General features: G+C 73.2%; 23 protein-coding genes. 17 read left to right on the forward strand and 6 right to left on the reverse strand.

The annotated features are described in order from the left end of the window. Nucleotides 1-3: 3 nt before the first annotated feature. From N8J89_RS24220 to N8J89_RS24255, 8 genes are all read left to right on the forward strand, one after another. On the forward strand, nt 4-1,146 hold the full coding sequence (locus tag N8J89_RS24220; protein ID WP_283659295.1) for an acyl-CoA dehydrogenase family protein: 1,143 nt from the start codon (nt 4-6) through the stop codon (nt 1,144-1,146). Further along, nucleotides 1,143-1,403: an acyl carrier protein gene (locus N8J89_RS24225; protein ID WP_252481414.1), complete on the forward strand. Its 261-nt coding sequence runs from the start codon at nt 1,143-1,145 to the stop codon at nt 1,401-1,403. Before N8J89_RS24220 ends, N8J89_RS24225 begins: the two co-directional genes overlap by 4 nt. 1 nt (nt 1,404) lies before the next feature. After that, nucleotides 1,405-2,913, forward strand: a complete 1,509-nt coding sequence (locus N8J89_RS24230) for an amino acid adenylation domain-containing protein (RefSeq protein ID WP_283659296.1) — start codon at nt 1,405-1,407, stop codon at nt 2,911-2,913. Next, on the forward strand, nt 2,910-3,908 hold the full coding sequence (locus N8J89_RS24235) for an ABC transporter ATP-binding protein (RefSeq protein ID WP_283659297.1): 999 nt from the start codon (nt 2,910-2,912) through the stop codon (nt 3,906-3,908). The genes N8J89_RS24230 and N8J89_RS24235 overlap by 4 nt, the downstream gene beginning before the upstream one ends. Beyond that, nucleotides 3,905-4,687, forward strand: coding sequence for an ABC transporter permease (locus tag N8J89_RS24240; protein WP_283659298.1), 783 nt, complete (start codon nt 3,905-3,907; stop codon nt 4,685-4,687). Before N8J89_RS24235 ends, N8J89_RS24240 begins: the two co-directional genes overlap by 4 nt. A 15-nt stretch (nt 4,688-4,702) precedes the next feature. Next, a complete protein-coding gene (locus tag N8J89_RS24245) occupies nt 4,703-6,148 on the forward strand; it encodes a class I adenylate-forming enzyme family protein (protein WP_283659299.1) in 1,446 nt (481 codons plus the stop codon). 17 nt (nt 6,149-6,165) lie between these two features. Further along, entirely contained in the window at nt 6,166-7,074 is a 909-nt protein-coding gene (locus N8J89_RS24250; RefSeq protein ID WP_283659300.1) for a transglutaminase-like domain-containing protein, read from the forward strand. A gap of 135 nt (nt 7,075-7,209) precedes the next feature. Continuing rightward, on the forward strand, nt 7,210-7,386 hold the full coding sequence (locus tag N8J89_RS24255) for a hypothetical protein (protein WP_283659301.1): 177 nt from the start codon (nt 7,210-7,212) through the stop codon (nt 7,384-7,386). A 47-nt stretch (nt 7,387-7,433) separates the two neighbouring features. Here the strand turns inward: N8J89_RS24255 and N8J89_RS24260 are convergent, their stop codons facing one another. Beyond that, entirely contained in the window at nt 7,434-8,603 is a 1,170-nt protein-coding gene (locus N8J89_RS24260) for an MFS transporter (RefSeq protein WP_283659302.1), read from the reverse strand. A 255-nt stretch (nt 8,604-8,858) separates the two neighbouring features. Here N8J89_RS24260 and N8J89_RS24265 point away from each other — a divergent pair, with 255 nt between their 5' ends. Genes N8J89_RS24265 through N8J89_RS24275 form a run of 3 tightly spaced genes read left to right on the forward strand, consistent with a single transcriptional unit; the run spans nt 8,859 to nt 11,844 of the window. After that, a complete protein-coding gene (locus tag N8J89_RS24265; protein WP_502868325.1) occupies nt 8,859-10,022 on the forward strand; it encodes an MFS transporter in 1,164 nt (387 codons plus the stop codon). Next, on the forward strand, nt 10,019-10,969 hold the full coding sequence (locus N8J89_RS24270; protein ID WP_283659303.1) for a patatin-like phospholipase family protein: 951 nt from the start codon (nt 10,019-10,021) through the stop codon (nt 10,967-10,969). The genes N8J89_RS24265 and N8J89_RS24270 overlap by 4 nt, the downstream gene beginning before the upstream one ends. A 23-nt stretch (nt 10,970-10,992) precedes the next feature. After that, nucleotides 10,993-11,844 carry an alpha/beta fold hydrolase gene (locus N8J89_RS24275; RefSeq protein WP_283659304.1) on the forward strand — a complete coding sequence of 284 codons (852 nt, stop codon included), beginning with the start codon at nt 10,993-10,995 and terminating at the stop codon, nt 11,842-11,844. A gap of 6 nt (nt 11,845-11,850) precedes the next feature. Here the strand turns inward: N8J89_RS24275 and N8J89_RS24280 are convergent, their stop codons facing one another. Genes N8J89_RS24280 through N8J89_RS24290 form a run of 3 tightly spaced genes read right to left on the reverse strand, consistent with a single transcriptional unit; the run spans nt 11,851 to nt 13,714 of the window. Further along, complete coding sequence (locus N8J89_RS24280) at nt 11,851-12,261, reverse strand: arsenate reductase ArsC (protein ID WP_283659305.1); 411 nt, start codon at nt 12,259-12,261, stop codon at nt 11,851-11,853. 8 nt (nt 12,262-12,269) lie between these two features. Then, nucleotides 12,270-13,352, reverse strand: coding sequence for an ACR3 family arsenite efflux transporter (gene arsB / locus N8J89_RS24285; RefSeq protein WP_283659306.1), 1,083 nt, complete (start codon nt 13,350-13,352; stop codon nt 12,270-12,272). Next, nucleotides 13,349-13,714 carry an ArsR/SmtB family transcription factor gene (locus N8J89_RS24290; RefSeq protein WP_283659307.1) on the reverse strand — a complete coding sequence of 122 codons (366 nt, stop codon included), beginning with the start codon at nt 13,712-13,714 and terminating at the stop codon, nt 13,349-13,351. Before N8J89_RS24290 ends, arsB begins: the two co-directional genes overlap by 4 nt. A 79-nt stretch (nt 13,715-13,793) precedes the next feature. On the opposite strand from N8J89_RS24290, the gene N8J89_RS24295 reads away from it, so the two are divergent. Continuing rightward, nucleotides 13,794-14,228, forward strand: a complete 435-nt coding sequence (locus N8J89_RS24295; protein WP_283659308.1) for an ArsI/CadI family heavy metal resistance metalloenzyme — start codon at nt 13,794-13,796, stop codon at nt 14,226-14,228. Between the two features lie 18 nt (nt 14,229-14,246). Here the strand turns inward: N8J89_RS24295 and N8J89_RS24300 are convergent, their stop codons facing one another. After that, nucleotides 14,247-17,321 (reverse strand): AfsR/SARP family transcriptional regulator, encoded by a 3,075-nt coding sequence (locus N8J89_RS24300; RefSeq protein ID WP_283659309.1) that lies wholly within the window; start codon nt 17,319-17,321, stop codon nt 14,247-14,249. A gap of 270 nt (nt 17,322-17,591) precedes the next feature. On the opposite strand from N8J89_RS24300, the gene N8J89_RS24305 reads away from it, so the two are divergent. From N8J89_RS24305 to N8J89_RS24325, 5 genes are all read left to right on the forward strand, one after another. Further along, entirely contained in the window at nt 17,592-17,768 is a 177-nt protein-coding gene (locus N8J89_RS24305; RefSeq protein WP_283659310.1) for an FDLD family class I lanthipeptide, read from the forward strand. Between the two features lie 84 nt (nt 17,769-17,852). Next, nucleotides 17,853-19,223: a lanthionine synthetase C family protein gene (locus N8J89_RS24310; RefSeq protein WP_283659311.1), complete on the forward strand. Its 1,371-nt coding sequence runs from the start codon at nt 17,853-17,855 to the stop codon at nt 19,221-19,223. A gap of 7 nt (nt 19,224-19,230) precedes the next feature. Then, entirely contained in the window at nt 19,231-22,398 is a 3,168-nt protein-coding gene (locus N8J89_RS24315; protein ID WP_283659312.1) for a lantibiotic dehydratase, read from the forward strand. A 1-nt stretch (nt 22,399) separates the two neighbouring features. After that, the gene (locus tag N8J89_RS24320) at nt 22,400-24,226 is read left to right on the forward strand and encodes an ABC transporter ATP-binding protein (RefSeq protein ID WP_283659313.1); all 1,827 of its coding nucleotides are present in this window, start codon (nt 22,400-22,402) and stop codon (nt 24,224-24,226) included. Beyond that, nucleotides 24,223-25,182 carry an LLM class flavin-dependent oxidoreductase gene (locus N8J89_RS24325; RefSeq protein WP_283659314.1) on the forward strand — a complete coding sequence of 320 codons (960 nt, stop codon included), beginning with the start codon at nt 24,223-24,225 and terminating at the stop codon, nt 25,180-25,182. Before N8J89_RS24320 ends, N8J89_RS24325 begins: the two co-directional genes overlap by 4 nt. Nucleotides 25,183-25,191: 9 nt before the next feature. Here N8J89_RS24325 and N8J89_RS24330 read toward each other — a convergent pair whose 3' ends face one another. Next, a complete protein-coding gene (locus N8J89_RS24330; RefSeq protein WP_283659315.1) occupies nt 25,192-25,650 on the reverse strand; it encodes an SRPBCC family protein in 459 nt (152 codons plus the stop codon). Nucleotides 25,651-25,663 lie beyond the last annotated feature (13 nt).

Consider the following 25,663-nt stretch of genomic DNA (forward strand, 5'->3'; position numbering starts at 1 on the left):
GGCATGGACTTCGCGCCCACCGCGGACCAGCGGGAGTACTGCGCGGTGATCAGCGACCTGGCCGCCGCCCTGCCGCCGCCGCGCGCCGGGGAAGACGGCGTGGTCCGGTTCGACCAGGAGGCCTGGCGGCGCTGCGCCGAGGCGGGCCTGCTCGGCCTGACCGTGCCTGCCGAGTACGGCGGCGGCGGGGCGGACGCGCTCACTGCCGCACTGGCCATGGAGGCCCTCGGCCAGGGTTGCCGGGACAGCGGGCTGATGTTCTCGCTGAACGCCCAGATGTGGGCCGCCCAGCACCCGATCGCCCGCTTCGGCTCGCCAGAACAGAAACAGCGCTATCTGCCCGCGCTGTGCGGGGGCGAGCTGATCGCCGCGCACGGCATGACCGAACCCGGCTCCGGCTCCGACGCCTTCGCCCTGCGCACCAGCGCGGTCCGGGACGGGGACAAGTGGCGGCTGACCGGCTCGAAGCTGTTCGTCACCAACGCGCCGGTGGCCGGGTTGTTCGTGGTCTTCGCCAGCACCGACCGCAACCGCGGCTTCGCCGGGCTCACCGCGTTCCTGGTGCCCCGGGACACCCCTGGCCTCAGCGTCGGCCCCGACGAGCGCAAGCTCGGGCTGCACGGCTCGCCGATGGCCCAGGTGTTCCTGGACGACTGCGTGCTGGAGGCGGACGCGTTGCTGGGCAAGCCCGGCGGCGGCGCGGCGGTGTTCCTGTCCTCAATGGACTGGGAGCGCACCCTGATCCTGGCCTGCGTGGTCGGCGCGATGGCCCGGCAGCTGGCCGAGACGGTGGCCTTCGCCAAGGAGCGCGAGCAGTTCGGCCACCCGATCGGGGAGTTCCAGGCGGTCTCGCACAAGGTCGCCGCCATGCGGCTGCGGCTGGAGTCCGCGCGGCTGCTGGTGCGCAGGGCCGCCTGGGCGCTGGACCACCGGGACGACCCGCGGCTGCACGGCGCGCTGGCCAAGCTCGCGGTCAGCGAGTCCTACGTGGCCTCCAGCCTGGACGCGCTGCAGATCCGGGGCGGCTCGGGTTTCCTGGCCGAGTCCGGCCTGGGCCAGGAGTTGCTGGACGCGGTGGGCAGCCGGTTGTACTCGGGCACCTCGGAGACGCTGATGAACCTGGTAGCCAAGAAGGTGGGACTGTGACCGCGCAGACGGTGATCGAGACCTCGGTCCGGGAGTTCGTGCTCAAGAGCCGCCGCTGGCCCGGCCCGGACGTGCCGCTGACCGAGAGCTATCCGTTGCTGGACAACGGGGTGCTGGACTCCATGACGCTGATGGAGCTGGTCGCGCACCTGGAGCGCCAGTTCGCCATCGTGGTGGAGGACGAGGACATCCTGCCGGAGAACTTCGAGGACCTGGCCGCGATCGTCCGCTACGTCCGGGAGAAGGAGGGCAGCTGAGGTGGACTACCTGCTGCACCACTACCTGGACGCCTCGGCCGCGGCCACCCCGCACGCGGTCGCGGTGGTCGACGGCGGCGGCGAGCACAGCTATGCGGCGCTGAGCGAGCGCGCCGACCGGATCAGGGGCGCGCTGCACGCCGCCGGGGTGCGGCCGGGCGACCGGGTGGGCATCCACGCGGAGAAGTCCGTGGACACCGTCGCCGCGATCTACGCGGTGCTGCGGGCCGGTGCGACCTACGTCTGCCTCGACCCGCAGGCGCCCCCGGCCCGGCTGGTCACCGTGGTCGCCGACGGCGGGCTCACCGCGGTGCTGGCCGACGAGCCCCGCCTCGGCACGATTCCCGGGGCCAGGGTGCTCGCGCTGGCCGAAGCGGTCACCGCAGAGCCGCACAGCGAACCAGCGCCCGCCACCGAGGGCGACCTGGCCTACCTGATCTACACCTCCGGCTCCACCGGCGCGCCCAAGGGCGTGATGCTCAGCCACCGCAACGCGATGGCCTTCGTGGACTGGGCGGTGGCGGAGTTCGCCATCACCGCGGCCGACCGGCTCTCCAGCCACGCCCCGCTCCACTTCGACCTGTCCATCCTGGACCTCTTCGCCGCGGCCAAGGCCGGGGCGGCGGTGGTGCTGGTGCCGCCTCGGCTGTCCCTGTTCCCGGTGCGGCTGGCCCAGTTCATCGCCGAACAGCGCATCTCGGTCTGGTACTCGGTGCCCGCCGTGCTCAGCGCGCTGGCCACCCGCGCCGGCCTGTCCCCCGGCGCGCTGCCCGCGCTGCGCCTGGTCCTCTTCGCCGGCGAGGTGTTCCCGGTGGACCGGCTGCGCGCGCTGATGGAACTGTTGCCCGGCAAGCGGTTCGCCAACCTGTACGGGCCGACCGAGACCAACGTGTGCACCTGGCACGAGCTGGACAGCCCGCCGCCACCGGGGGCCACCGAGATCCCGATCGGCCGCGCCATCGCCAACACCCGCGCCTGGGCCGCCGGACCCGACGGGCAACCGGTTCCGCCCGGCGAGGTCGGCGAGCTGTACGTGCGCGGGGCCACCGTGATGCGCGGCTACTGGGGCGATCCGGCCCGCAGCGCGGAGAAGCTGGTGCCCAACCCGCTCACCGGCGCCGACGGCGACCTGGTCTTCCGCACCGGCGACCTGGTCCGGGCCGATGCCACCGGCAGCTTCACCTTCATCGGCCGCCGCGACGGCCAGATCAAGAAGAACGGCTACCGGGTCGAGCTGGGCGAGATCGAGTCAGTCCTCAATAGACAGTCCTTTGTGGACGAGTGCGCGGTGGTCGCGGTGCCGGACGCGGCGGGCAGCACCCGGATCGAGGCGTTCCTGGTGCTGCTGGGCGAGGCGGGCGCGGAGCAGGTCTACGCCGCCTGCCGGGAACGGCTGCCCGGCTACATGGTGCCGGACGCGGTGCACGTGATCCAGGCCATCCCGCGCACCTCCACCGGCAAGGTGGACCGGCAGCGGCTGGCGCACAGTGGTGGCAGGCTGACCGGATGATCCGCAGCACCACACCGGCCGTGCTGGTCGAGGGCCTGGTCAAACGCTATCCCCGGCGGGAGGTCCCGGCGGTGGCCGGACTGAGCTTCCGCATCGCCGAGGGCGAGGTGTTCGGACTGCTCGGCCCCAACGGGGCGGGCAAGAGCACCACGATCGGCGCGATCACCACCAGGGTGGTGCCCACCTCAGGTGAGATCCGCATCGCCGGGGTGGACGTGCGCGCCCGGCCGGTGGAGGCCCGGCGGGTGCTCGGTGTGGTGCCGCAGCACAACAACCTGGACCGGGCCATCTCCATCGAGCAGAACCTGCTCTTCCACGCCCGCTACCACCGGCTGCCCGCCGCCCGCCGCGGCGAGCTGGCCCGTCAGCTGCTCACCGAGTTCGGCCTGGCCGGGCACGCCGGGGAACGGCCGCAACGGCTTTCCGGCGGCCAGGCGCAGCGGGTGAAGATCGCCCGCGCGCTGATGCACGACCCGGCCGTGCTGGTGCTGGACGAGCCGAGCACCGGCCTGGACCCGGCGGCCCGGCAGTTCATCTGGCAGCGCGTGCGCGAGCTGCGCGCCAGGGGCGTCACCGTGCTGCTCACCACGCACGACATGGTGGAGGCGGCCGAGCTGGCCGACCGGGTCGGCATCATCGACCACGGCAGGCTGATCGCCATGGACACCCCGGCCGCGCTGACCAGCACGGTCACCGACGACACCGTGCTGGAGGTGGCGGGCACCCCGGGACCCGGCTTCGGCCAGGCCGAGCTGGCCGAGCTGCGGCAGGCCGCCGCCGGACTCGGTGGCGTGCGCGAGGTCGAACAGGCCGAGCTGCGCCCCGAGCACCAGCGGCTGCGGCTGCGCCTGATCGCCGACACCGGCACCCCGGGACTTCTGTCCACAGTGGACACGCTGCTGGCCGCGCGCGGGGTGGCGCTGGCCGATGTGCACGTGGGCAAACCCACCCTGGAGGACGTGTTCCTGCGCCTGACCGGGCGGTCCCTGCGATGAGCCGGGCCCTGGACTACACCCGCACCTTCGGCGCGGTGCTGCTGCGCGACCTCTACGTCACCGGCCGCGACCTGTGGAGCTTCCTGGCCCAGGTGCTGCTGCAACCGCTGTTCATGCTGCTGGTCTTCGGTCACGTCATCACCGCGGTCGGCTTCGCCTCGCCCGGCTACGCCAACCTGCTCTTCCCCGGCATGGTCGCCTTCACCGCGGTGCTCACCGGCGTGCAGGGCACCGGTCTGCCGCTGGCCATCGACTTCGCCGCGTTCAAGGAGATCGAGGACCGGCTGCTGGCCCCCTTCCCGCTCGGCCTGGTCGCGCTGGAGAAGGTGGTCTTCGGCATGCTGCGCGGGGTGCTGGCCGCCGCCGCGGTGTACCCGGTGGGCTGGCTGGTGCTGGACTCGGTGCCGGTGCGCCCGGAGGGCTTGCCGCTGCTGGTGCTGGTGATCGCGCTGGGCGCGCTGACCGGGTCCACGCTCGGCCTGGTGCTGGGCACCTGGGTGCCGCCGGAGAAGATCAACCTGCTGTTCGCGGTGCTGCTGCCGCCGCTGCTGTTCACCGGGGCCAGCCAGTACCCGTGGCCTGCCCTGTCCGCGCTGCCCTGGTTGCAGACGGTATCCCTGTTCAACCCGCTCACCTATGTCAGCGAGGCCGCGCGGGCCGCCTCGCTGGAGAGCGTGGAGCACCTGCCGGTGTGGCTGTGCCTGACCGTGCTGACGCTCTTCCTCTGTGTGCTCGCTCCGGTCGGACTGGCCGGTTTCCGCCGCCGGGTGCTGGACTGACCACGAAGGACACCGATGACACCGACACTCGCCGCCGCGCTGCACCCCGAGGGCGTGCTGCGCTCACCGGGCCGGGACGCACTGTCCACAATGGAGCTTATCGGGCTGGCCGACCGGCTGGCCGCCGCGGTCCGGATCCCCGGTTCGGCCGCGCCGCAACGGATCTGGCTGGCCACCGACGACCCGGCCCTGCTGCTGCCCGCCGCGCTCACCCTGGCCGACGGGCACTCCTGCCTGCTGGTCAGCGCCGCGCTCAAGCCACCGGAGTACGACCGCCTCGCCGAGACCACCTGGCCCGACCTGGTGCTCACCGACCCGGGCGCGGCCGACCTGTGGCAGTGGGCGAAACAGCGCCAGGCCCCGTGCGCGGAGATCGGCGCGCTGCTCGCGGGCGAGACGGTCACCGTCGAACCCGGTGCGGGCGAGGCGGCTGCGCCGGGCATCGGCTTCTTCACCTCCGGCACCACCGGCCGCCCCAAGCACATCGGCTTCACCCCGGCCCAGATCGTCACCGCCGCCGGTGGCGTGGCCGACCGGCTCCGCCTCTCCCCCGCCGACACCGGCCTGGCGCTGAGCCCGCTCAACCACACCCTGGGTTTTGTCACCACGGTGCTCGCCCCGCTGCTGCGCGGCGGCCGGGTCACCGTCGGCGGGGTCCGGGACGTGGCCGCGCTGGCCGAGGTCACCGAACGGGACCGCCCGACCTGGTGCGCCAGCGTGCCCGCGGTGCTCAGCCAGCTCCAGCGGCTGAGCGAGTCGGGCCGGATCAGCCTGCCCGAGCTGCGCCTGCTGCGGGGCAGCGCGGCCGCGCTCGGCGCGCGGCGGCAGGTCGCGCTGGCCGAGCACTTCGGCGTGCCGGTGGTCAGCGCCTACGTGATGACCGAGGCGCCCGGTGAGCTGGCCTCCCAGGGCCTGCCGCCGGAGGTGGCCACCCCCGGCACGGTCGGCCACCCCACGCTGTGCGAGATCGAGGTCCGCGACGAGCAGGGCCGGGTGGTCACCGGCGAGCCCGGCGAGATCTGGGCCAGGGGCGCGATCATCTCCGCCGGGGCGCGCACGGTCGGGGGCTGGCTGCCCACCGCCGACCTGGGCGTGCGCGCCGCCAACGGCGAACTCACCGTGCTGGGCCGGCTGGACGACGTGATCAACTGCGGCGGGGAGAACGTGCTCGCCCACGAGGTGGAGACCGCCGCCCAGTCCTGCCCAGGGGTGAGCGAGGCAGTCGCCTACCCGGTGCCGGACGAGCTGCTCGGCGCCACCGTCGGCCTGGTGCTCACGGCCAGCCCCGGGGTCACCAGGTCCCAGCTGCGCAAGCACCTGGTGGGCCTGCTGTCTGCCCAGAAGCTGCCCAGGACCTTCCTCACCGTCGAGGACATCCCGCGCACCCCCCGCGGCAAGATCAGCCGCCGCCAACTGCACACCCAACTGGCCGCGCTCGCCTCGGTCACCGAACTGCCCTGACCGGAAAGGAGACCGCGGTGAGCACTCCCGTGCGCGAGATCGTGGCCCGCGCCCGCCGCATCCCCGAGCACCACCGCAGCTTCACCGAGACCGCGGAGACCGCCACCAAGGTCCACCAGATCCCGCCGGACCTGCTGGCCGAGCTGACCGCCGAGGGACTCCCCCGCGCCGACACCCCGGACGGCCCGCGCTACGACAACCACGACCTGGCCAGCATCGCGGTCACCCTGCGCCTGCCCTCACCGCGGTTCATGGGCATGCGCGGCTGGGTCGCGGCCCTGCGGCACGGCACCGCGGGCGTCCCGGTCGACTACGCGGTCCGCCTCATCCCCACCTGCGTCGGCGGCTGCCCCGACCCCGGCGCGCCCTACCGGATCCACCCCGGCCTGGCCCCGCTGATCACCGAGCACCCCGCCGACCCGGCCAGGCCGGTGTTCACCGTCCGGCACCGCGCCCAGGGCACCAGCCTCGACCTCACCGGCGCGCCCCGGGAGCTGATCGAGCTGCTCAGCGAGGTCGAGCACTACCTGGTCCCCTCCCTCGACCTGCGTGAGGACCTGGACTTCGTCCGCCGCACCCGCCTGGCCGACTGCGACCTGGCCGCCCGCTACCTCGCCGCCGAGGCCGTCCGCATGGGCGTCGAAGCGCGCACTTCTTTTGGCCTCCTGCTGGCCAAGCCCTACTCCACCGGCCACAGCTGGCTGGACATCAAGGTGGGCGACACCTGGCACCCCTTCGACCCGCTGATCGGCAAGATGCTGGCCAACGCCGGCCTCACCCCGCCCGGCGAATGGCCCGCGCACCGCTCCCTCGGCGCCTCGTTCCTGCGCTTCGCCGACGAACCGGTGGAGCTCCTCGAGCACTGCGGCGTCCCGGTCCGCCTCGGCTTCCCCACCAAGCGGACCCCGGTACCGGAAAGTCCGTGACCTGCGCGTAACCCGCCGTCCGGGGAAGTACGGGAGTTGTTTGTACGGCAGCCGCCCCGACACCAGACAACTCCAGCGGAGGTAGACCTGAGCCGCCCAGGTCCATCCGGGAGACCAGGGCGTGAGGGGTTGAATGTGAACACGACAAGGGTCAGCACGATCGCGACACCGGCAGGACGAGCCTGCCGGGCCTGGGACACCGCGGCCGTGGTCAGCGGCGGCGCCCCGGCCAACGGGCACCGGCTGCGGGCGGACACGCAGCAGGTGCTGGCGCACTCCACCGGCGAGCTGTCGCCCCGCGGCCGGTGGTGATCGGCTAGTCGCACTCCGGGCTGGGCGGGCGGCAGGAGGAAGCCGGGTCAGCCGCCCAGCCCGGAGCGCGCCTGCCACCAGGCGAGCGGAAGAGCGATCAGCACCACCGCCTGGATCCCGAGCAACGCCACGACGATGCCCCAACGGTCGGCCAGCAGCCCGGCCCCCAGGGCGACGAGCGCGTAGAGCACGCTGCCGAGCAGCGACGCCAGCGAACCCATGGTCGCGCGTTCCCGGTCGGTGAACTCGCGTTGCAGCAACGTCTGCTGGGCGGTTGCCGACATGCCGTAGAGCGGTGACCCGAGCAACACGGGCGAGAACACCGTCGGCTTGATCAGCGCCACGAAGTTCGCCACGTGGTCGAACAGCTCAGCGAACAGCAGAGTGCGGGCCGCGCCTACCCTGCCGATCACCCAGCCACTGACGCGGAAGCCGGCGAAGGCCACGCCGTGGCCGAAGGTGCGCCACAGGCCCAGCGCCCAGAGCGGCCACAGGCCCGCCACAAAAGCAGGCGACAGCTGGGCCGCGCTTTCGCCGCTGTACCGAAGCGCCGACACCAGGGTCATCCGGCGGAGCACCGGATTGCCGCGGATGCCGCGCAGGGCCGATCCGAGGTGCGCCAGCGCGTTCGGGGCCAGCGGGCCGCGCACCCGCGGTTCCCGCACCCGCAAGGCGACGAGCAGGCACAGCACCTGCGGCAGGACCGACAGCACGACCACCGCACGCAGCGACCACAGGCCCGCGATCACGCCACCGAGGGGCGCCGCCAGTGCGAGCGCGAGCTGGAACATCGAGTTCACCCGGCCCGAGTGCCGGGGGAACTCCTCCTCCCGACCGGCTTCGAGCAACGTGTCGTAAAGCAGGGACTCGTTGTTGCCGCTCCACAGCGCGGTCGCCAGTCCCTCCAGCACAACGGCGGCCAGCAGGAGGCCGTAGCCCGGAGCGCCGGCGTACCCGAGATGGGCGGCCACCATGACGACGGCGCCGGCGATCATCGTGCCGCGCCGGCCGAGGCGGTCGGAGAGCACCCCGGCCGGGACCTCGAACGCGGCCGAGGACAGCATCTTCACCGCCAGGAGGCTGGCGGCGGCGGTGTACGAGCCGGTGACCTGCGCGAAGTAGATGACCATGATCGGCCCGTACAGGCGGAAGTCACCGAAGAAGTTGAACCAGCTCAGCAGCCGGACGTTGTGGTTGACGGTGTGATCGGCGGACACAGCGGAACTCCCGGGAAGGCGAACGGAGACGCCAGAGGGCGCCAAGGGCCGGTGACAGGTGTCACCTCGCCCCGGCGACCGGGATGTGCGCTGATTTTGCTGCTAGCAGCCCGCGACCGCGGTCACCAAGGGGCGAACGGAAGCTCCGGTCATCGTGATGGCCATCAGCGCTCCTCGATTCCCCAGGCGGACGGGATTCCGCAACAGCGTCAAGCTAGCCACCGGCGGACCGGCCCGTCCACTAGGTTCCCGCTCGTGCCGAACTCCGACCGGGCCATGTGGCCGTTGTACGCCGCCGGGTTCACCACCGCCTTCGGCGCGCACGGCATCGCGGCCAACCTGGGCGGCTCAGCCGAGGACGCGGTCACCTCCCTGCTGGTGCTGGGCGGTCTGCTCGCCCTCTACGACGGCGCGGAGGTGGTGCTCAAGCCGGTGTTCGGCTCGCTGGCCGACCGGGTCGGCGGCAAGCCGGTGCTGCTCGGCGGCCTGGTCGCCTTCGCCGTGGCCTCCGGCCTGTACGCGGTCGCGGACAGCCCCGGCTGGCTGTGGGCCGCCCGCCTCGGCCAGGGCGCGGCGGCCTCGGCCTTCTCCCCCGCCGCCTCGGCGATGGTCGCCCGGCTGAACCCGGCGGCCCGGCGCGGGCGCGCTTTCGGCGGCTACGGCTTCTGGAAGTCCATCGGCTACACCCTCGGTCCCCTGCTCGGTGGTGTGCTGGCCTGGGCCGGGGGCCTGTGGCTGCTGTTCACGGTGATGGCGGCCTGCGCCGCGGCCGTCGCGGTCTGGGCCGCCGTCGCGGTGCCTGCCGTGCCCCCACTCCCCCGCCAACGCCAGACCGTGGCCGATCTCGCCCGCCGCCTGACCGACCGCTCCTTCCTCGCCCCGGTTGCCGCACTCGCCGCCGCCACCGCCGCGCTCTCCGTGGGCGTCGGCTTCCTGCCGGTCTCCGGCGCGGCGGCCGGTCTCGGCGCCATCGCCACCGGGGCCGCGGTCTCCGTGCTGGCCGCCACCGCGGCGATCGTCCAGCCCGCCGCGGGCCGCGCCCTGGACGCCGGTCGCCTGAGCACCCGCACCGGACTGCGCGCCGGACTGCTCCTCACCGCGGCTGGCTTGGCCGCCGCGATCCTGCCCGGTCTGCTCGGGGTACTGCTGGCCGCCGCGCTGATTGGCGCCGGCACCGGCCTGATCACCCCGCTCGGCTTCGCCGCCCTGGCCGCGGCCACGCCCGAGGAACGCATGGGGCAGACCATGGGCGCGGCGGAGGTGGGGCGGGAGCTGGGCGATGCCGGGGGTCCGTTGCTGGTGGCGGGGGTGGCCACGGTCTCCACGCTGGCCTTCGGGTACGCGGCGCTGGCGGTCCTGGTGGCGGTGGTTCCGCTCCGGCGTCGCCGAGGAGCTGCACCCTCTACAAAGGAAGGGTGACCCACACCGTTCTGCAGCTGCTCCGTGACCGCAAGCGCCAGGGCAGCACCCCCGGCCACCGCGAGGACGACGCGCGCCTGGTGCTCCTGATCGAGGGCGGCAGCTCGCGCGGCGCCTACTCCAGCGGCATGACCGTGCCCATCGAGCGACTGGGCCTGCTGCCGATGTTCGACGCCGTCTACGGCAGCTCCGCCGGTGCGCTGAACGCGGCCTGGCTGCTGTGCGGGCGCGCGGAGAGCACCATGCACGCCTGGTGGGACCCGGTGGTCATGGGCACCACCATCAGTCTCCGGCGGGCGCTGCGCCTGCGGCCCGTGGTGGACACCAAGTTCCTGGTGCACACCGTGTACACCGAGATCATGCCGATGGGGTTCCAGCAGATCCTGGACAACCCGGTGGAGTTCCACCCGATCGCCACCGACGCGCGCACCGGCCAGGCCGTCGACCTGCACCCGCGGCTGCGCGACCAGGCCGATATCCAGGCCGCGCTGCGCGCCTCCACCGCGATGCCCATCCTCGCGGGCGAGCCGGTCGAGTTCGACGGGCGGTCGCTGGTCGACGCCGGGCTGAGCGAGGCCATCCCGGTGCGCACCGCGCTCGCGCAGGGCGCCACGCACATCCTCGCGCTGCGCACCCGGCGCGCGAACGAGACCTCCACGCCGCCCTCCCTCGGTGAGCGCCTGCTGGCCTCGCGCTGGTTCGCCCGGAACGCACCCGGCGCACTCCAACCCTGGCTGCGCGGCGATCTCATCAGGGCGGAGGAGGAACGCCTGCTGGCCTCGCACCCGGCCACCCTGCAGATCCGCCCGCCGCTGGGCAGTGCGCGCATCGGCCGCACCGAGCGCCGCCCGCACCTGCTGCGCGCCGCGGTCGAGGCGGGCAGGCAGGCGGCCATGGCCGAACTCGCGGGCTGCGTCGAGGAACCCCTGCCCGGTTCGCCAAGATGACATCGACACTTGAGGAGGTCGCCATGCCCGATCCCGCTCTTGGCACCAGCAAGACCGTCACCCTGCCCAGCGGCCAGCTCGCCTACACCGAGCGCGGCACCGGCAGGCCCGTGCTGTTCGTGCACGGCCTGCTGGTCAACGCGAACCTGTGGCGCAAGGTCGTGCCTGCCGTGGCGGAGGCGGGTTTCCGTTGCCTGGCACCGGATCTGCCGCTGGGCGCGCACCGGGTGCCGATGGCCGAGGCGGCCGACCTGACGCCGCCCGGCGTGGCCAGGCTGATCGCGGAGTTCCTGGACGCGCTCGACCTGACCGAGGTCACCATCGTGGCCAACGACACCGGTGGCGCGCTCACCCAGATCCTGATGGCCAACCACCCCGAGCGGATCGGCCGGGTGGTGCTCACCCCGTGCGACGCGTTCGAGGTCTTCCTGCCCCAGCCCTTCACCCGGCTGCCCACCCTGGCCCGGCTGCCCGGCGCGATCTGGCTGGCCAGCCGATGCCTCCAGCTGCCGTTCGTGCGGCGGCGGCCGTCCGCGTTCGGCTGGCTGGCCAAGCGCGGCATCCCGGCCGAGGTCTTCGACTCCTACCTGCGGCCGATCCGCGACAGCGCCGCGATCCGCCGTGACGCCAAGCGGTTCATCACCGGCATCCACCACCGGCACACCCTGGCCGCGGCCAAGGCACTGCCCCGGTTCGACAAGCCGGTGCTGCTGGTCCGCGCGGCCGACGACCGGATCTTCCAGCCCCCGCTCTTCGACCGGCTCGCCGCGATCCTGCCGGACGCGCGGATCGTCACCGTCGCCGACTCCTGGACCTTCATCCCGGAGGACCAGCCCGCGGAGCTGGCCCGGCTGATCGTGGAGTGGCAGCGGTGATCCTGCTCAGGCGGCAGGCGCGGTCAGCTCGGCCAGCAGCGCGGTGACCCGGCGGTCGATCTCGTCGCGGATCGGCCGGACGTGCTCGACGCCCTTGCCCGCCGGGTCGGTCAGCGCCCAGTCCAGGTAGCGCTTGCCGGGGAAGACCGGGCAGGCGTCGCCGCAGCCCATGGTGATCACCACGTCGGCGGCCCGGACGGCCTGCTCGGTCAGCGGCTTGGGGAACTCGCCGGCGAGGTCCAGGCCCAGCTCGGCCATCGCCTCGACCACCGCCGGGTTGATCGAGTCGGCCGGGGCCGAGCCCGCGGAGCGGACCGTGACCCGGCCCTGGGCGTGGTGGTGCAGCAGGGCGGCCGCCATCTGGGAGCGGCCCGCGTTGTGCACGCAGACGAAGAGCACCTCGGGCAGGTCGGACACGGTGGCTCCTAGTTCTTGACGGTGGTGCGCGGGTCTTCGGCGGTGAAGCGGCGGCGGGCGCGCAGGGCGGCGTAGACCAGCGCGACCAGCACCGGCACCTCGATCAGCGGGCCGACCACCCCGGCCAGGGCCTGGCCGCTGGTGATGCCGAAGGTGGCGATCGCCACCGCGATGGCCAGCTCGAAGTTGTTGCCAGCGGCGGTGAACGCCAGTGTCGTGGTGCGTTCGTAGGACAGTCCGGCCGCCTTGCCGATGGCGAACGAGCCGAACCACATGAGCAGGAAGTAGGCCAGCAGCGGCAGCGCGATCCGGGCCACGTCCCACGGGCGGCTGGTGATCTGCCCGCCCTGCAAGGCGAAGAGCACCACGATGGTGAACAGCAGCCCGTACAGCGCGAGCGGGCCGATGCGCGGCAGGAACCGGTTCTCGTACCAGTCCCGGCCCTTGGCGCGCTCGCCGAGGCGGCGGGTCAGGTACCCGGCCAGCAGCGGGATGCCGAGGAAGATCAGCACCGACCGGGCGATGGCCCAGCCGGAGACCGCCAGATCCGCTTGCGGCAGGCCGAGCCAGCCGGGCAGCACGGTGAGGTAGAACCAGCCGAGCACGCCGAAGGCGATGACCTGGAACACCGAGTTCAGCGCGACCAGCACCGCGGCGGCCTCGCGGTCCCCGCAGGCCAGGTCGTTCCAGATGATGACCATCGCGATGCACCTGGCCAGGCCCACGATGATCAGTCCGGTGCGGTACTCGGGCAGGTCCGGCAGCAGCAGCCAGGCCAGCGCGAACATCAGCGCCGGGCCGAGGATCCAGTTGAGCAGCAAGGAGAGCAACAGCAGCCGCCGGTCACCGGTGACGGTGTCCAGCCGGTCGTAGCGGACCTTGGCCAGCACCGGGTACATCATCACCAGCAGCCCGAGCGCGATGGGCAGGGAGATGCCGTCGACCTGCACGGCGTCGATCGCCGCGTTCAGTCCGGGCAGCGCGCGCCCCGCGCCGAGGCCGAGCAGCATCGCGGCCAGGATCCAGACCGGCAGGAACCGGTCCACAGTGGACAGTTTGCCCGGCACGCCGGGCTCGGTGACGGCGCTCACGCGGTCGTGGCCTGGGCCGGGGTCATCAGGACCGCGGACAGGGTCTGCAACATGCTCGGCAGCACCCGGTAGTAGATCCAGGTCCCGCGCCGCTCGCCGTCGATGATCCCGGCCTCCCGCAACACCTTCAGGTGGTGGGAGATGGTCGGCCCGGTCAGCTCGAAGGCGTCGGTCAGGTCGCAGACGCACGCCTCGCCGCCGGCGTGCGAGGCGATCAGCGAGAGCAGCCGCAGCCGCACCGGGTCGCCGAGGGCCTTGAACACCCTGGCCAGCTCCGCCGACCGGGTCTCGGTCAGCGGCTCGCGCGTCAGCGGCGAGCAGCACAGCGTCTCCTGCGCGACCACCGGCAGCTGTTTCGACATATCTCTATCTTGACAGCTCTCTAACCAGACGGCAATGTGGGCCTCGTTGATTAGATGAACATCTATCCAAGGAGACGTCATGTCCCGTGTCCAGCTGGCCCTGCGAGTGTCCGACCTGGACGCCTCGATCGCCTTCTACACCAAGCTCTTCGGCGTCGAACCGGCCAAGCTCCGCCCCGGCTACGCCAACTTCGCCATCGCCGAGCCGCCGCTGAAGCTGGTGCTGCTGGCAGGCGAGCCGGACCAGGAGACCGCGCTGGACCACCTCGGCGTGGAGGTCGAGACCAGCGAGCAGGTCGACCAGGCCACCGAACGGCTGGCCTCGCTGGGGCTGTTCACCGCGGTGGAGAACGACACCACCTGTTGCTACGCGGTGCAGGACAAGGTGTGGGTGCACGGACCGGGCCGGGAGCCGTGGGAGGTCTACGTGGTCAAGGAGGACTCGGCCGCCTTCGGCGAGGACGTCCCGCCCACGGTCCAGCCCGAGGCCCAGGCGGCGGCCTGCTGCAAGTGACCCACAGCCGGGCTGAGCTCAGCTGGCCGCCGGTAGCGCGGACAGCGCGCGGTTCACCTCCGCCGCCTCCGGTGAGCCCAGCTCGGTGAGCAGGGCCACGGCCTGGCGGAGGTGGTCCGCGCCGCGCTCGGGGTCGCCGAGGTGGACCAGGCAGCGGCCCATGCCGGTCAGGGCGGCCGCGATCGCGGCGCGGGCGCCCAGGCGGCGGCCGAGGCCGAGGGCCTGGCGGAACTCGCGCAGGGCCTCGGTGTGCCCTCCGGTGGCCAGGTGCAGGGTGGCCAGGCGGTGCCGGGCGGTGGCGTGGCCCAGCGGCTCGTCGGCCCCGGCGAAGGAGGTCAGCGCCTGGTCGAGGTGGCGTTGTGCGGCAACGGGATCACCGGCCTGGCGGTGGCAGTCGCCGAGGTGGCTCAGCGTGGTGGCCTGGCCGAGCTGGTCGCCGAGCGCGCGGTAGCCGGCCAGCGCCTCGGTCAGCGCGGCCAGCGCCACCGGGAACTCACCGGCCTCGGTGCCCAGGTGACCGATCGCGGCCAGCACGTGCGCCTGGCCGAGCGGGTTGGCCAGCAGCCGGTAGCGGTGCCGGGCGTTGCACAGGTGGGCGGCGGCGCCGGGCAGGTCGCCGAGCTGGTGGCGCAGGATGCCCAGGTGCAGCTGCACGTGCGCCTGGCCGAGCGGGTTGCCCAGCAGGCGGTAGCGGCGCTGGGCGTCGCGCAGGTGGGTGGTCGCGGTGTCGGGCGCGCCGGTGGCCGTGTCCAGCACGCCGAGCTCGGTGAGCACGCCGGCCTCGCCGCGCAGGTGGCCGAGCGCGCGGTAGCGGGCCAGCGCGTCGCCGAGGTCCCGGCGCGCGCCGGGGTGGTCGCCGGTCAGGCGCCGCAACGTGCCGAGGTTGTGCAGCACGGCGGCGCGGGCGGGTTCGTCGCCGATGTCCTCGGCCAGGGCCAGCGCCGCCTGGTGCAGGCTGATCGACCGGTGCCAGTGGCCGCGGCTGCGCAGGTACGGGTGCAGGGCGGTGGTGAGCGAGACGGCCAGCGCGGCGTGCGCGCTGGCCGACGGACAGGTGAGGCAGGCCACCAGGTTGTCGCCTTCCCGGTCCAGCCAGGCCAGCGCGCCGGCGTCGGTGTCCACCGCGGGGTCGTGCGCGAACCGGCAGGCCAGCACGGGCACCGCCATCGGCGCGTCCGCGAGCACCCTGGTGCTGATCAGCGCGGTGGTGTCCAGGTAGTACTCCAGCAGCCGGCCCGCCGCGGCTGCCCGCGGCGCCGGGTCGTCCTGTTCGGCCAGGGTGAGCGCGTACTCCTTGACCAGGTCGTGCAACAGGTACCGGCCGGGCTCGGACTCGGTGAGCAGGTGGTCGTCGTAGAGCTGTTCGAGCTCGTGCCGGGTCTCCGGCACCTCCAGTCCGGCCAGCGCCGCGGTGGCGTGCACCTCGATCTCGTTGCCCGGCAACAGGGCCAGCGACCGGAACAGCCGCTGCTGCCCCTCGGTGAGGTTGCGGTAGGACAGCTCGAACGCGGCGGTCAGCGTGACGTTCTCCGCGTGCAGCTCCCCCAGCGTCATCCGCGAGGAGGCCAGCAGGTCCACCAGGTAGCGCAGTGTCCACCGTGGACGGTGCCGCAACCGCCCGGCCAGCAACGTGATCGCCAGCGGCAGCCGCCCGCACAGCGCGGTGAGCTCGGCCAGCGCCACCGGGTCGGGCTCCTGCTCCGGCCGCCCGGCCAGGCGCAGGAACAGGGCACGGGCCTCCTCGGCCGGCAGCGGGTGCAGCTCCAGGGTGCGCAGGCCTTCCAGCGCGGTCAGCCTGCGGCGGCTGGTGATCAGCACCAGGCAGCGGCCGGGGCCGGGCAGCAGCGGGCGGAGCTGTTCGTGGCCGGTGGCGTCGTCGAGCACCAGCAGCATCCGCTTCCCCCGCAGGCTGGCCTGCCACCGCGCGGCGCGGGCCGGTAGCCCGTCGGGGATCTCCGCGCCGGGCACGCCCACCGCGCGCAGCAGGTCGGCCAGCGCGTCCTCGGGGGCCACCGGCGGCCGGTCCGCGCTGAAGGCGCCCAGCCGCAGGTAGATCTGGCCGTCCGGGAAGTGCTCGGCCACCGCGCGGGCGGCGTGCACGGCCAGCGCGGTCTTGCCCACCCCCGGCATCCCGTCGATGGCGATGATCTCGCTGTCCTGCCGGTCCGGGTCGGCCGCGCCGGAGGCGGCCAGGATGAGCTGCGACAGCTCGGCGTCCCGGCCGGTGAAGGCGCGCACCGCGGCCGGCAGCTGGGCCGGCGCCACCGGGACGGCGGGTCGCGGGGCGGGCGCGACCTTGATCGCGGCGGGCGCGGGCGGCGGTTCCGGGTCCTCGGCCAGGATCCGCTGGTACAGCTCGCGCAACCCGGTACCGGGGTCGATGCCGAGCCGGTCGGCCAGTGTGGTGCGCGCGTCCTGGTAAGCGGAGAGCGCCTCGGCCCGCCTGCCCGAGCGGCACAGCGCGAGCATCAGCAGCTCGCGCGGCCGTTCGCGCAGCGGGTGAGCGCTTACCAGCGCGGTCAGCTCGGCCACCACCGCCGCGGGCTCACCGCGCGCCAGCAGCAGTTCGGCCCACAGCTCCTGCGCGGTCAGCCTGCACTCGGCCAGCCGCAGCCGTCTGGTGTGCAGGTACGAGCCCTCCAGGCCGCTGCACGGGTCCCCGCGCCAGCGGCGCAGGGCCGACTCCACCGAGGTGGTCGCGGCGGCCAGGTTCCCGGCCCGCCGGTGCTCCCTGGCCGCGGCCAGCTCCTGCTCGAAGGCCAGCGCGTCCACCTGGGACGCCTCGGCGCGCAGCAGGTAGCCGGCGTCGGTGCGCACCACCAGGTCGTCCCGGTCCGCCGAGGGGTCCGCGCGCAGCGCCCGGCGCAACCGGCTGATGTTGGTCTGCACGGTGTTGCGCACGCCCTGCGGCGGCGCCTCGCCCCACACCGCGTCGATCAGCGCGCACACCGGCACCGGGCGGTTCAGCTCCAGCAGCAGCACCGCCAGCACGGCCTGCTGCCGTGGCCAGCCCAGATCGATCTGGTGCGCGCCGCGCCAGGCCGCCACCGGTCCCAGCACCCCGAAGCTCAACTCGTGTTGCTGCGGCCCCACAGCCCACCCCCAAGACGGCACAGCCACTCCCCAGATCGTGACCGCGGTCGCGCCCACCGTAGCCGCAGGCACACGGATCGTGCAGCCCCTGGCGGAACAAGGGGCTTGAACTGGGCGGCCAGCCGGGTGACAGCGCTCTGACAGAGCTGTGTACGCGGCCGTCAGCGCCGTGTACGCGCCGCGAATTACGTTGGCCACGGCGATGCGAATCGCAGTCAATCCGCACCGGCCCATTCCGGCCGGTGAATTCTCCGAAAGGAAAAGGCGAACATGGACGCATTCGATCTGGACGTCAGAATCACCACTCCGGCGGGCGCCGACGGCGCGGCCGGGCCGCTGTCCATCATCAGCAGGCTGACCTGCTCGCGCACCCCGGTCTGCTCCAAGACCACCTGCAAGTGCAGCCAGACCTGCACCCCGATCTGCACCGCGGGCTGCATGCGCTGAGCAAGAGGGTGCTGCCGTGTGTGGAAGACACGGCAGCACCCACTCGGCAAAATACCGCATTCGTCACAAGAAAAGGGGGCGTTCGTGCGCCAGTTGTCCGAACACGCCTCGGCCGGCCCGAGCGCCCCGGCACCCGCCTGGCACGGCTCGCTGCCGGGTGCGCTGGCGCGCCGGGCCACCGCGACCGCGCTGGAGATCGCGCGCCGCAGCACCGACCCCGAGTCGGTCATCGACCTGGTCATGGCCTCCGCCGAGCAGGCGGTGCACCCCTACGGCTGGTCCTATCCCGGCTTCGCGCACGGGCACGCCGGCCTCGCGCTGCTGCACGTGCTCGCCGCCGAGGCGGAGCCGGCGGAACCGGGCCGCCGCGCCGCGCTGGACACCGCGTTCAGCTACATCCGCGAGGCGGTCGCCGGAACCGCGGGCACCCCGCTGACCGAGCCTGGGCTGCTCTCCGGCACCAGCGGGCTGGCGCTGGCCCTGGCCGCCTGCACGCGCGCCGAGGAACGGTTCGGCCCGAGCCTGGACCGGCTGCACGAGAAGCTGGCCGCGCAGGTCATGGACCTGCCGCTGCCCACGGTGGAGCGCGGGGTCAGCGACTCCGACTACGACATGGTCAGCGGCGCCGCGGGCACCCTGTCCTACCTGTGCGGCATCGACTCGCCCAGCCCCGCCGTGCGCGCGGCGGCCGACCGGCTCCTCGACTACCTGGTGTGGCTCGGCGAACCGCCGCGCGACCTGTCGCTGACCCGCCGCTGGCTGATCAGCCCCGAGCTCTGCCGGGGCGAGCGCGACCACCCCTACGGCCACCTCAACGTGGGCCTCGCGCACGGCATCCCCGGCCCGCTGGCCGCGCTGGCCACCGCCTGGCTGGCGGGCTACCGGCGGCCGGGCCAGGAGGCCGCGCTGCGCGGGGTGCTGGAGTGGGTGCTGGCGATCCGGCGCGCCGACGGCCAGGGCCCGGTGTGGCCGAGCGAGGTGCCCATCGACGAGACCGGCGCCGAGCTCCGGCCCAGTGCGCCGCTGGACCAGATCGCCTGGTGCTACGGCACCGCGGGGGTGGCCGTCGCGCTGCTCCCGGTGGCCGAGGCGCTGGGCGAGGAGTCGCTGCGCGCGCTGGCCGTGGCCTCCTTCGAGGCCGTGCTGCGCCGCCTGCCCGAGCGCGCGTCCTTCTCTCCCACGTTCTGCCACGGCCTGGCCGGGGTGCTGGTGCTGTGCCTGGAGTTCGCCGCGCACGGCAGCGAGCTGGCCGCCGCCGAGACGCCCCGGGTGCTGGAGCTGCTGCTGGAGCTGGCCGATCCGGACCTGCCGGTGCTCTTCCGCGACGAGGAGGAGCCGGGCGTCTTCGTGGACAGCCCCTCCCTGCTCTCCGGTTCGACCGGGATCGCGCTGGCCCTGCTCGCCGCGACCGCGCCGCGCCGTCCGTCCTGGTTCCGCGCCTTCCTCACGAGGTGAGTGCCCGATGACCGAGTCCCGTTACCGCGCCAGCGAGTTCTACCTCCTCCGCTCGCCCGCCCTGCCCGCGGAGACCTTCCGCGAGCTGCTGGCGGGCGAGGGTGACGACGAGCAGCGCCGCGCCGAGGCCCTTTCCCGGCTGCGCGCGCTGGCCCGGACCCCGCTGGTGCGCCGCGCGCTGGCCGTGGCCAGCACCGACCTGGTGGACGCGCTGGACCGGCTGGACGCCGACGGCGGCGGGAAGAAGAGCAAGCGGGTGCACTCCCGGCTGCTGCGCTACCTGACCAGGATGTCCACCCGGCCCACCCCCTTCGGCGCCTTCTCCGGGATCGCGCTCGGTGAGTTCGCCGAGCGGACCACGCTGGAGCTCGGGGCGCCCGCGGTGCACCGGGGCCGGGTGCGCGCCGACATGGGCTGGCTGCTGGCGCTGATCAAAGATCTCGAACAGGACCCGGCGCTGCGCCCGCACCTGCGGCTGGTCCGCAACGCGGGCGCGCACCTGCGGGGCGACCGGCTGGTGCTGCCCTACGCCGACATCTACGGCAAGGCGGACAACCGCAGCGTGCGGGTGCGCGCCACCGCCCCGGTCACCGCGGTGCTGCGGATGGCCGCTACTCCGACCCCGGCCGAACAGCTCGTCGACGAACTCGCCCAGGAGTTCCCCGAGGTGCCACGGGACCGGGTCGCCGGTCTGGTGGAGCAGTTGCGGGAGCTCAACTTCCTCATCAGCGACCTGCGTCCGCCGCAGTCCAGCCCGTTCCCCGAGCAGCACGTGGCCAAGCGGCTCACCGGGATCGAGGCGGCCGCACCAGCCGCCGAGGCGCTGCGCGAGATCATCGAGCTGGTGCACCGGGCCGCCGCCGAGCCGGGCACCGAGCCGTTGCGCGAGCTGCGAGCCGCCCAGCAGGCGCTGGTGCCCGGCCACCAGAGCGACACCTTCCAGCTGGACTCCGCGCTGGAGCTGCGCGGCGCCGGGCTCAGCCACGCGGTCGGCGCGGCCGTGGCCGACGCGGTGGACTGCCTGATGCGCCTGGCCGCCGCGCTGCCCGGCCACAACCACCACCTGGTGCAGTACCGGGAAGCCTTCACCGAGCGCTACGGCGACCACGCGCTGGTCCCGGTGCTGGAGGTGCTCAGCCCGGACACCGGCCTGGACGCGCCGTACAACTACCTCGAACCGCCGCGCTCGCACCCGGTGCCGAACAACACCCCGGAACCGTCCACAGCGGACTACGACCTGCTGCTGACCGAGTTCGCCAGCCAGGCCTGGTGCTCCGGTGCGACCTCGGTGGAGCTCACCGACGCCTGGCTGGACCGGATCGCCCCGCGGGCCGACAAACCCGCGCTGGGCCTCTACCCCGCACTGGACGCCTACGCCCAGCTCCAGCTCACCGACCCGGAGGGCCGGATCGACGACGGGCAGTGGCGGCTGGTGCTGCGCGAGCTGAGCCTGGCCTACGGCGGGCGCACCACCGGGCGGTTCTTCGACCTGCTCGGCGAGGACGCGCTGGGCCACCTGCGCGAGCACACCAAGCGGGTGAGCGGCCTGCAACCCGAGGCGGTGCACGCCGAACTGTGCTTCCTGCCCACCTCGGGGCGGGCGGCGAACGTGGCGTTCCGGCCGCTGCTGCACGAGTACGAGGTGCCGGTCAACGCCACCCCGTCGGCGCGGCCCGAGCGCACCATCAGCCTGGCCGACCTGCACGTGGGCGTGGCCGGGAACCGGTTCTACCTGTGGTCACGGACCCTGGGCCGCGAGGTCGTGGTCACCCAGGGGCACATGCTCGGCCCGCACCTGGCGCCCAACGCGGCCCGGTTCGTGCTGGAGGTCTCCCAGGACGGCTACGCCATGCCCACCGGATTCCGTTGGGGCCCCTTGGAGAACCTGTCGTTCCTGCCCAGGGTCACCAGGGGCGAGGTGGTGCTGCGGCCCGCGCAGTGGACCCTGCGCGCCACGGACCTCACCGGTGATTTCGGCCCGGCGCTGGCCGCCTGGCGGCAGCGGTGGCGGGTGCCGCGCTACGTCTACCTGGTGGACGAGGACAACCGGCTGCTGCTGGACCTGGAGCACCCGCTCGGCCTTGACGAACTGGCCGGGCAGATCGGTGGCGAGCACGGCCCGGCGGTGCTGCACGAGATGCTGCCCGCCTTCGACGACCTGTGGCTGTCCGATGTGGACGGTGCGAGGTACCTGGAGGAGATCGTGGTGCCGCTGGTGGCACACTCCGCCGAGGACACCGCGCGCAGCCCGGTGCCGCTCTCCGGCAGGCTGGAGTCCATCGCCGAGGTCGGCGCCAGCCGCAGCCTGCGACGGCGGCACCTGCCCGGCGAGGAATGGGCCTACCTCAAGGTGTACTCGGCTTTCAGCAGGCACGACGAGATCATCGCCGGGCCGCTGCGCGCGCACATCGCCGCGCTGCGCGAACAGGGCCTGATCGACCGCTGGTTCTACCTCCGCTACGCCGATCCCCAGCCACACCTGCGCATCCGCTGCCGGGCCGCCGACGCGGGCGCGGCCACCGAGGTGCTGCACCAGCTGATGGCCTGGGGCCGCGGGCTGGTCGAGGCGGACCTGGCCTTCGACACCGCGGTGGCGACCTACCTGCCGGAGATCGAGCGCTACGGCGGGCCGCGCACCTTCGAGCCGGTGGAGGACCTGTTCACGGTCAACAGCGACACCACCGCCGAGCTGGTCGCGCTGCTGCAACAGGAGGAACCGAAGCTGCGCCCGGAGTTCGTCGCGATCGCCACGGTGGACGCGCTGTACCGGCAGTGGGGCCTGACCCCGGCGGAGCGCCCGGCGCTGATCCCGCCGGTGGCCGAGTCCGAGGCGGTGCGCAAGGAGTTCCAGGCCAACCGCGACTACCTCGGCGAACTGCTGCTGCCGTGGGACTTCCGGCCGCACCAGGAAGGCCGCGCGCACCACGAGCTGATCAACGGCCTGCTCGCCCCACAGGCCGGGGCGGTGGCCACCGCCGCGCAGGCGGTCCGCGCCGCGATCGCGGCGGAGGCGTTGTGGGGCAACCAGTTCAGCGTGCTCGGCAGCCTGGCGCACATGCAGATCAACCGGTTGATGCCGGTGGACCTGCCCAGGGAGTCGGCGTGCTACGCGCTGTGGCGGCACGTCCTGCGCGCGGTCGGCGGCCGCCCGGCACACCTGCGAGGGGATTCCTGAGATGGCGAAGAGGTTGCGGGACAACCACTGGCTGCGCATCGCCGCGATGCTGTGGCGGCTGAGCCCAGTGCGGGTGAGCGCGCTGATCCTGGTCACCGTGGCGGTGTCGGTGGTGCCCGCGGTGCAGCTCCAGCTCACCGCGAGCGCGGTGCAGTCGGTGGCCGACGCGGTCACCACCGGCAGCACCGAGGGCCTCACCGGCCAGGTGTTGTTCGTGGGCCTGCTGATCGTGGCGGTCAGCGTGGCCGCGCACCTGTCCGGGGTGTGGCACCAGTACCTGGACGCGGTGCTGCGGCTGCACCTGGCCACCGCGGTCGGCGAGCAGGTCATGCGCAAGGGCACCCGGATGGACCTGCAGGACTACGAGAACGCCGACTCCTACGACAAGTTGCAGCGGGCCTTCCAGGAGAGCAGCGGATCCAACATCCACCAGCTGTTCGCCGACACGCTCTCCACCGCCCGCGAGCTGATCACCATCGTGTCGGTCTCCGCGGTGCTGTTCTCCTGGCACCCGTGGATCGCGCTGCTGATCCTGCTGGCGCCGGTGCCCTCCGCGCTGGCGCAGATGTGGTACGGCAAGAAGATGTACGAGATCGAGTACGAGCGGGCCGCGGACCGGCGGCGGCTGTTGTACTTCCAGTACCTCACCACCACCGACCACTCCTTCAAGGAAGTCCGGCTGTTCCAGCTCGGCGACTTCTTCATCGGCCGGTACCGGGAGCTCGTGCACCGCTTCCTCAAGGTCGACCGCTCGATCAACCGCAGGCAGTCGGTCGCCTTCGGGCTGCTCGGCCTGATCAGCGTGCTGGCCTCCGGCGCGGCGCTGATCTACGCGATGCTCACCACCATGGGCTCCGGCCAGATCGGCCAGCTGGCCGGTTACCTCCAGGCCATCGGCGTGGTGCAGGCCTCAGGACAGGCGCTGCTGGTCGGGCTGGCGATGCTGTTCCAGAACAAGCTGTTCGTCAGCAACCTGTTCGAGCTGTTCGACCTGCCGGAGCGGCAGATCGGTGGCGGCAGCAGGCCCTTCCCCGCGCGGCTGAGCCGGGGCATCGAGTTCCGCGAGGTCAGCTTCACCTACCCCGGCACCAGCGAACGCGTGCTGGACCGGGTCAGCTTCACCATGCCCGCGGGCGAGTGCGTGGCGCTGGTCGGCCAGAACGGTGCGGGCAAGACCACCCTGGTGAAACTGCTGACCCGCCTCTACGAACCCACCAGCGGGCAGATCCTCGTCGACGGGGTGCCGATCCAGGAGTACGACCTGGACGACCTGCGCCGCAACATGGGCGTCATCTTCCAGGACTACATCCGCTACGAGATGAGCGTGCGGCACAACATCGGTTTTGGCGCGGTGGAACACCTCGAGGACACCGACCGGGTGCGCAAGGCCGCCACCGCCAGCGGCGCGGACACCGTGGTCGAGGGGCTCGGCGGCGGCTACGACGCGATGCTGGGCCGCCACTTCGCCGAGGGCAGCCAGCTCTCCGGCGGGCAGTGGCAGAAGGTCGCGCTGGCCAGGGCGTTCATGCGGGGCGCGCCGGTGGTGGTGCTGGACGAGCCGACCGCGGCCATCGACGCCGAGGCCGAGGCGGAGATCTTCGGCCGGTTCCGCACCATCGCGCGCACCTCGACCAGTCTGCTGGTGGCGCACCGCTTCTCCACCGTCCGGATCGCCGACCGGATCATCGTGATCGAGGGCGGCAGGCTGATCGAGCAGGGCACGCACGCGGAGCTGATGCGCCGGGACGGGCACTACGCCTACCTGTTCAACCTGCAGGCCGCCGGGTACCAGCCGGAGCCGGACGCCGAGGCGGTCGGCCCGGCATGAGGGTCTCGCTGATGGTGCCGGTCATGCCGCACGAGCCCGAGCACCTGCCTGCCTACGCCGAGCTGGTCGGGGACAGCGGGGCGCACCGGCTGTGGCAGGGCCAGTCGCTGGCGCTGGAGACCTTCCAGGGCTTCGCCTACCTGGCCGGGCGCGGACTGCGGGTGCCGGTGGGCACCAGCGTCACCCTCACCGCGCTGCGCCACCCCTACGAGGCGGCCCTGCAGGCCAGGTCGCTGGCCCGGCTCACCGGGCACGACCTGGTGCTGGGCCTGGGCACCGGCACGCCGGAGCTGGTGGCCTCGCTGCGCGGGCGGCCCTACCGCAGTCCGCTCACCGCGGCCCGCGACCAGCTCACCATCCTGCGCGGCCTGCTGGACGGCGAACCCGTGGCGCACGAGGGCCGCTACGACACCATGCTGGGCGCGCTGCCGGAGTTCGCGCATCCCGCTGTCTCCCTTGGGCTTGGCGTGCTGCGGCCCGGCATGGCCAGGGTGGCCGGTGAGCTGGCCGAGGTCGCGATCACCTGGCTCACCCCGCCGTCCTACCTGCGCGAGGTGCTGCTGCCGGAACTGCGCGCCGCGGCCGGGGCGGCGGGCAGGCCGGCGCCGAGGGTGGTGACGGTGGTGCAGGTCGCGGTGGCCCGGCCCGGTCGCGATCCGCACCTGGTCGCGCTGAACGGCTCGCGCGAGCACCTGGCCGCGCCGCACTACACCGACATGCTGCGGCGGGCCGGGGTGCGCGTGCACCCGGCGCAGGTCGCGCTGAGCGCCCGCGCGCTGGTGCGCTCGGGCGTCTTCCTGACCGGCACGGTCGCCGAGATCGCCGAGGGCCTGGCGGAGTACCGGGCGGCCGGGGTGGACGAGGTGGTGCTCAACACCGCGGGGGTGCACCTGACCGAAGGCCGCGCCGCCGCGCTGGACGACCTCGGCGAGCTGCTGGCCGCCCGGCCCGGCTGAGCCGTCCGGTTACAGGTCCTTCGAGCTCAGCGGCTGGTTCGCCGCGTAGCCGGCCAGGCCGTCGGCCATCCGCCGCATGGTCTGGCTCATCACGCGCTGCATCATCCGCCGCATGCCCCACCTCGCGGTGTAGGTGCCGTGCCAGTTGATGATGGTGCCGCCGTCGGGGGCCGGGGTGAGGTCGATGACCGCGCGGTAGTCGCGCAGGGCCCAGTTGAAGGCGTCCTCGTAGGTCAGCTGTTTCTGCTCGGTCAGCCCGGTGATGCGTTCGCCGGTCACCGTCCGCCCGGTGCGGAAGGCGCGGACCGCGCCGACCGGGTCCCTGCCGTTGCGGTCCAGGCCGCTGGAGCGCTCCGGCACCAGACTGTCCACAGTGGACCAAGCGGGCCAGGTGCGGGCGTCCAGCAGCAGTCGCCAGACCACGGCCGGGGGCGCGGGGGTGGTGGCGGTCGCGTGGTATTTCTGCACGGCTCGAAACTAG

Source organism: Crossiella sp. CA-258035 (genome assembly GCF_030064675.1).
GTDB lineage: Bacteria > Actinomycetota > Actinomycetes > Mycobacteriales > Pseudonocardiaceae > Crossiella.

Bases quoted from the DNA above. Each gene is read 5' to 3' on its own strand.
- N8J89_RS24220 (WP_283659295.1), top strand. From the start codon at position 4: ATGGACTTCGCGCCCACCGCGGACCAGCGGGAGTACTGCGCGGTGATC.
- N8J89_RS24235 (WP_283659297.1), top strand. From the start codon at position 2,910: ATGATCCGCAGCACCACACCGGCCGTGCTGGTCGAGGGCCTGGTCAAA.
- N8J89_RS24240 (WP_283659298.1), top strand. From the start codon at position 3,905: ATGAGCCGGGCCCTGGACTACACCCGCACCTTCGGCGCGGTGCTGCTG.
- N8J89_RS24245 (WP_283659299.1), top strand. From the start codon at position 4,703: ATGACACCGACACTCGCCGCCGCGCTGCACCCCGAGGGCGTGCTGCGC.
- N8J89_RS24275 (WP_283659304.1), top strand. From the start codon at position 10,993: ATGCCCGATCCCGCTCTTGGCACCAGCAAGACCGTCACCCTGCCCAGC.
- N8J89_RS24290 (WP_283659307.1), bottom strand. From the start codon at position 13,714: ATGTCGAAACAGCTGCCGGTGGTCGCGCAGGAGACGCTGTGCTGCTCG.
- N8J89_RS24295 (WP_283659308.1), top strand. From the start codon at position 13,794: ATGTCCCGTGTCCAGCTGGCCCTGCGAGTGTCCGACCTGGACGCCTCG.
- N8J89_RS24305 (WP_283659310.1), top strand. From the start codon at position 17,592: ATGGACGCATTCGATCTGGACGTCAGAATCACCACTCCGGCGGGCGCC.
- N8J89_RS24315 (WP_283659312.1), top strand. From the start codon at position 19,231: ATGACCGAGTCCCGTTACCGCGCCAGCGAGTTCTACCTCCTCCGCTCG.
- N8J89_RS24320 (WP_283659313.1), top strand. From the start codon at position 22,400: ATGGCGAAGAGGTTGCGGGACAACCACTGGCTGCGCATCGCCGCGATG.
- N8J89_RS24325 (WP_283659314.1), top strand. From the start codon at position 24,223: ATGAGGGTCTCGCTGATGGTGCCGGTCATGCCGCACGAGCCCGAGCAC.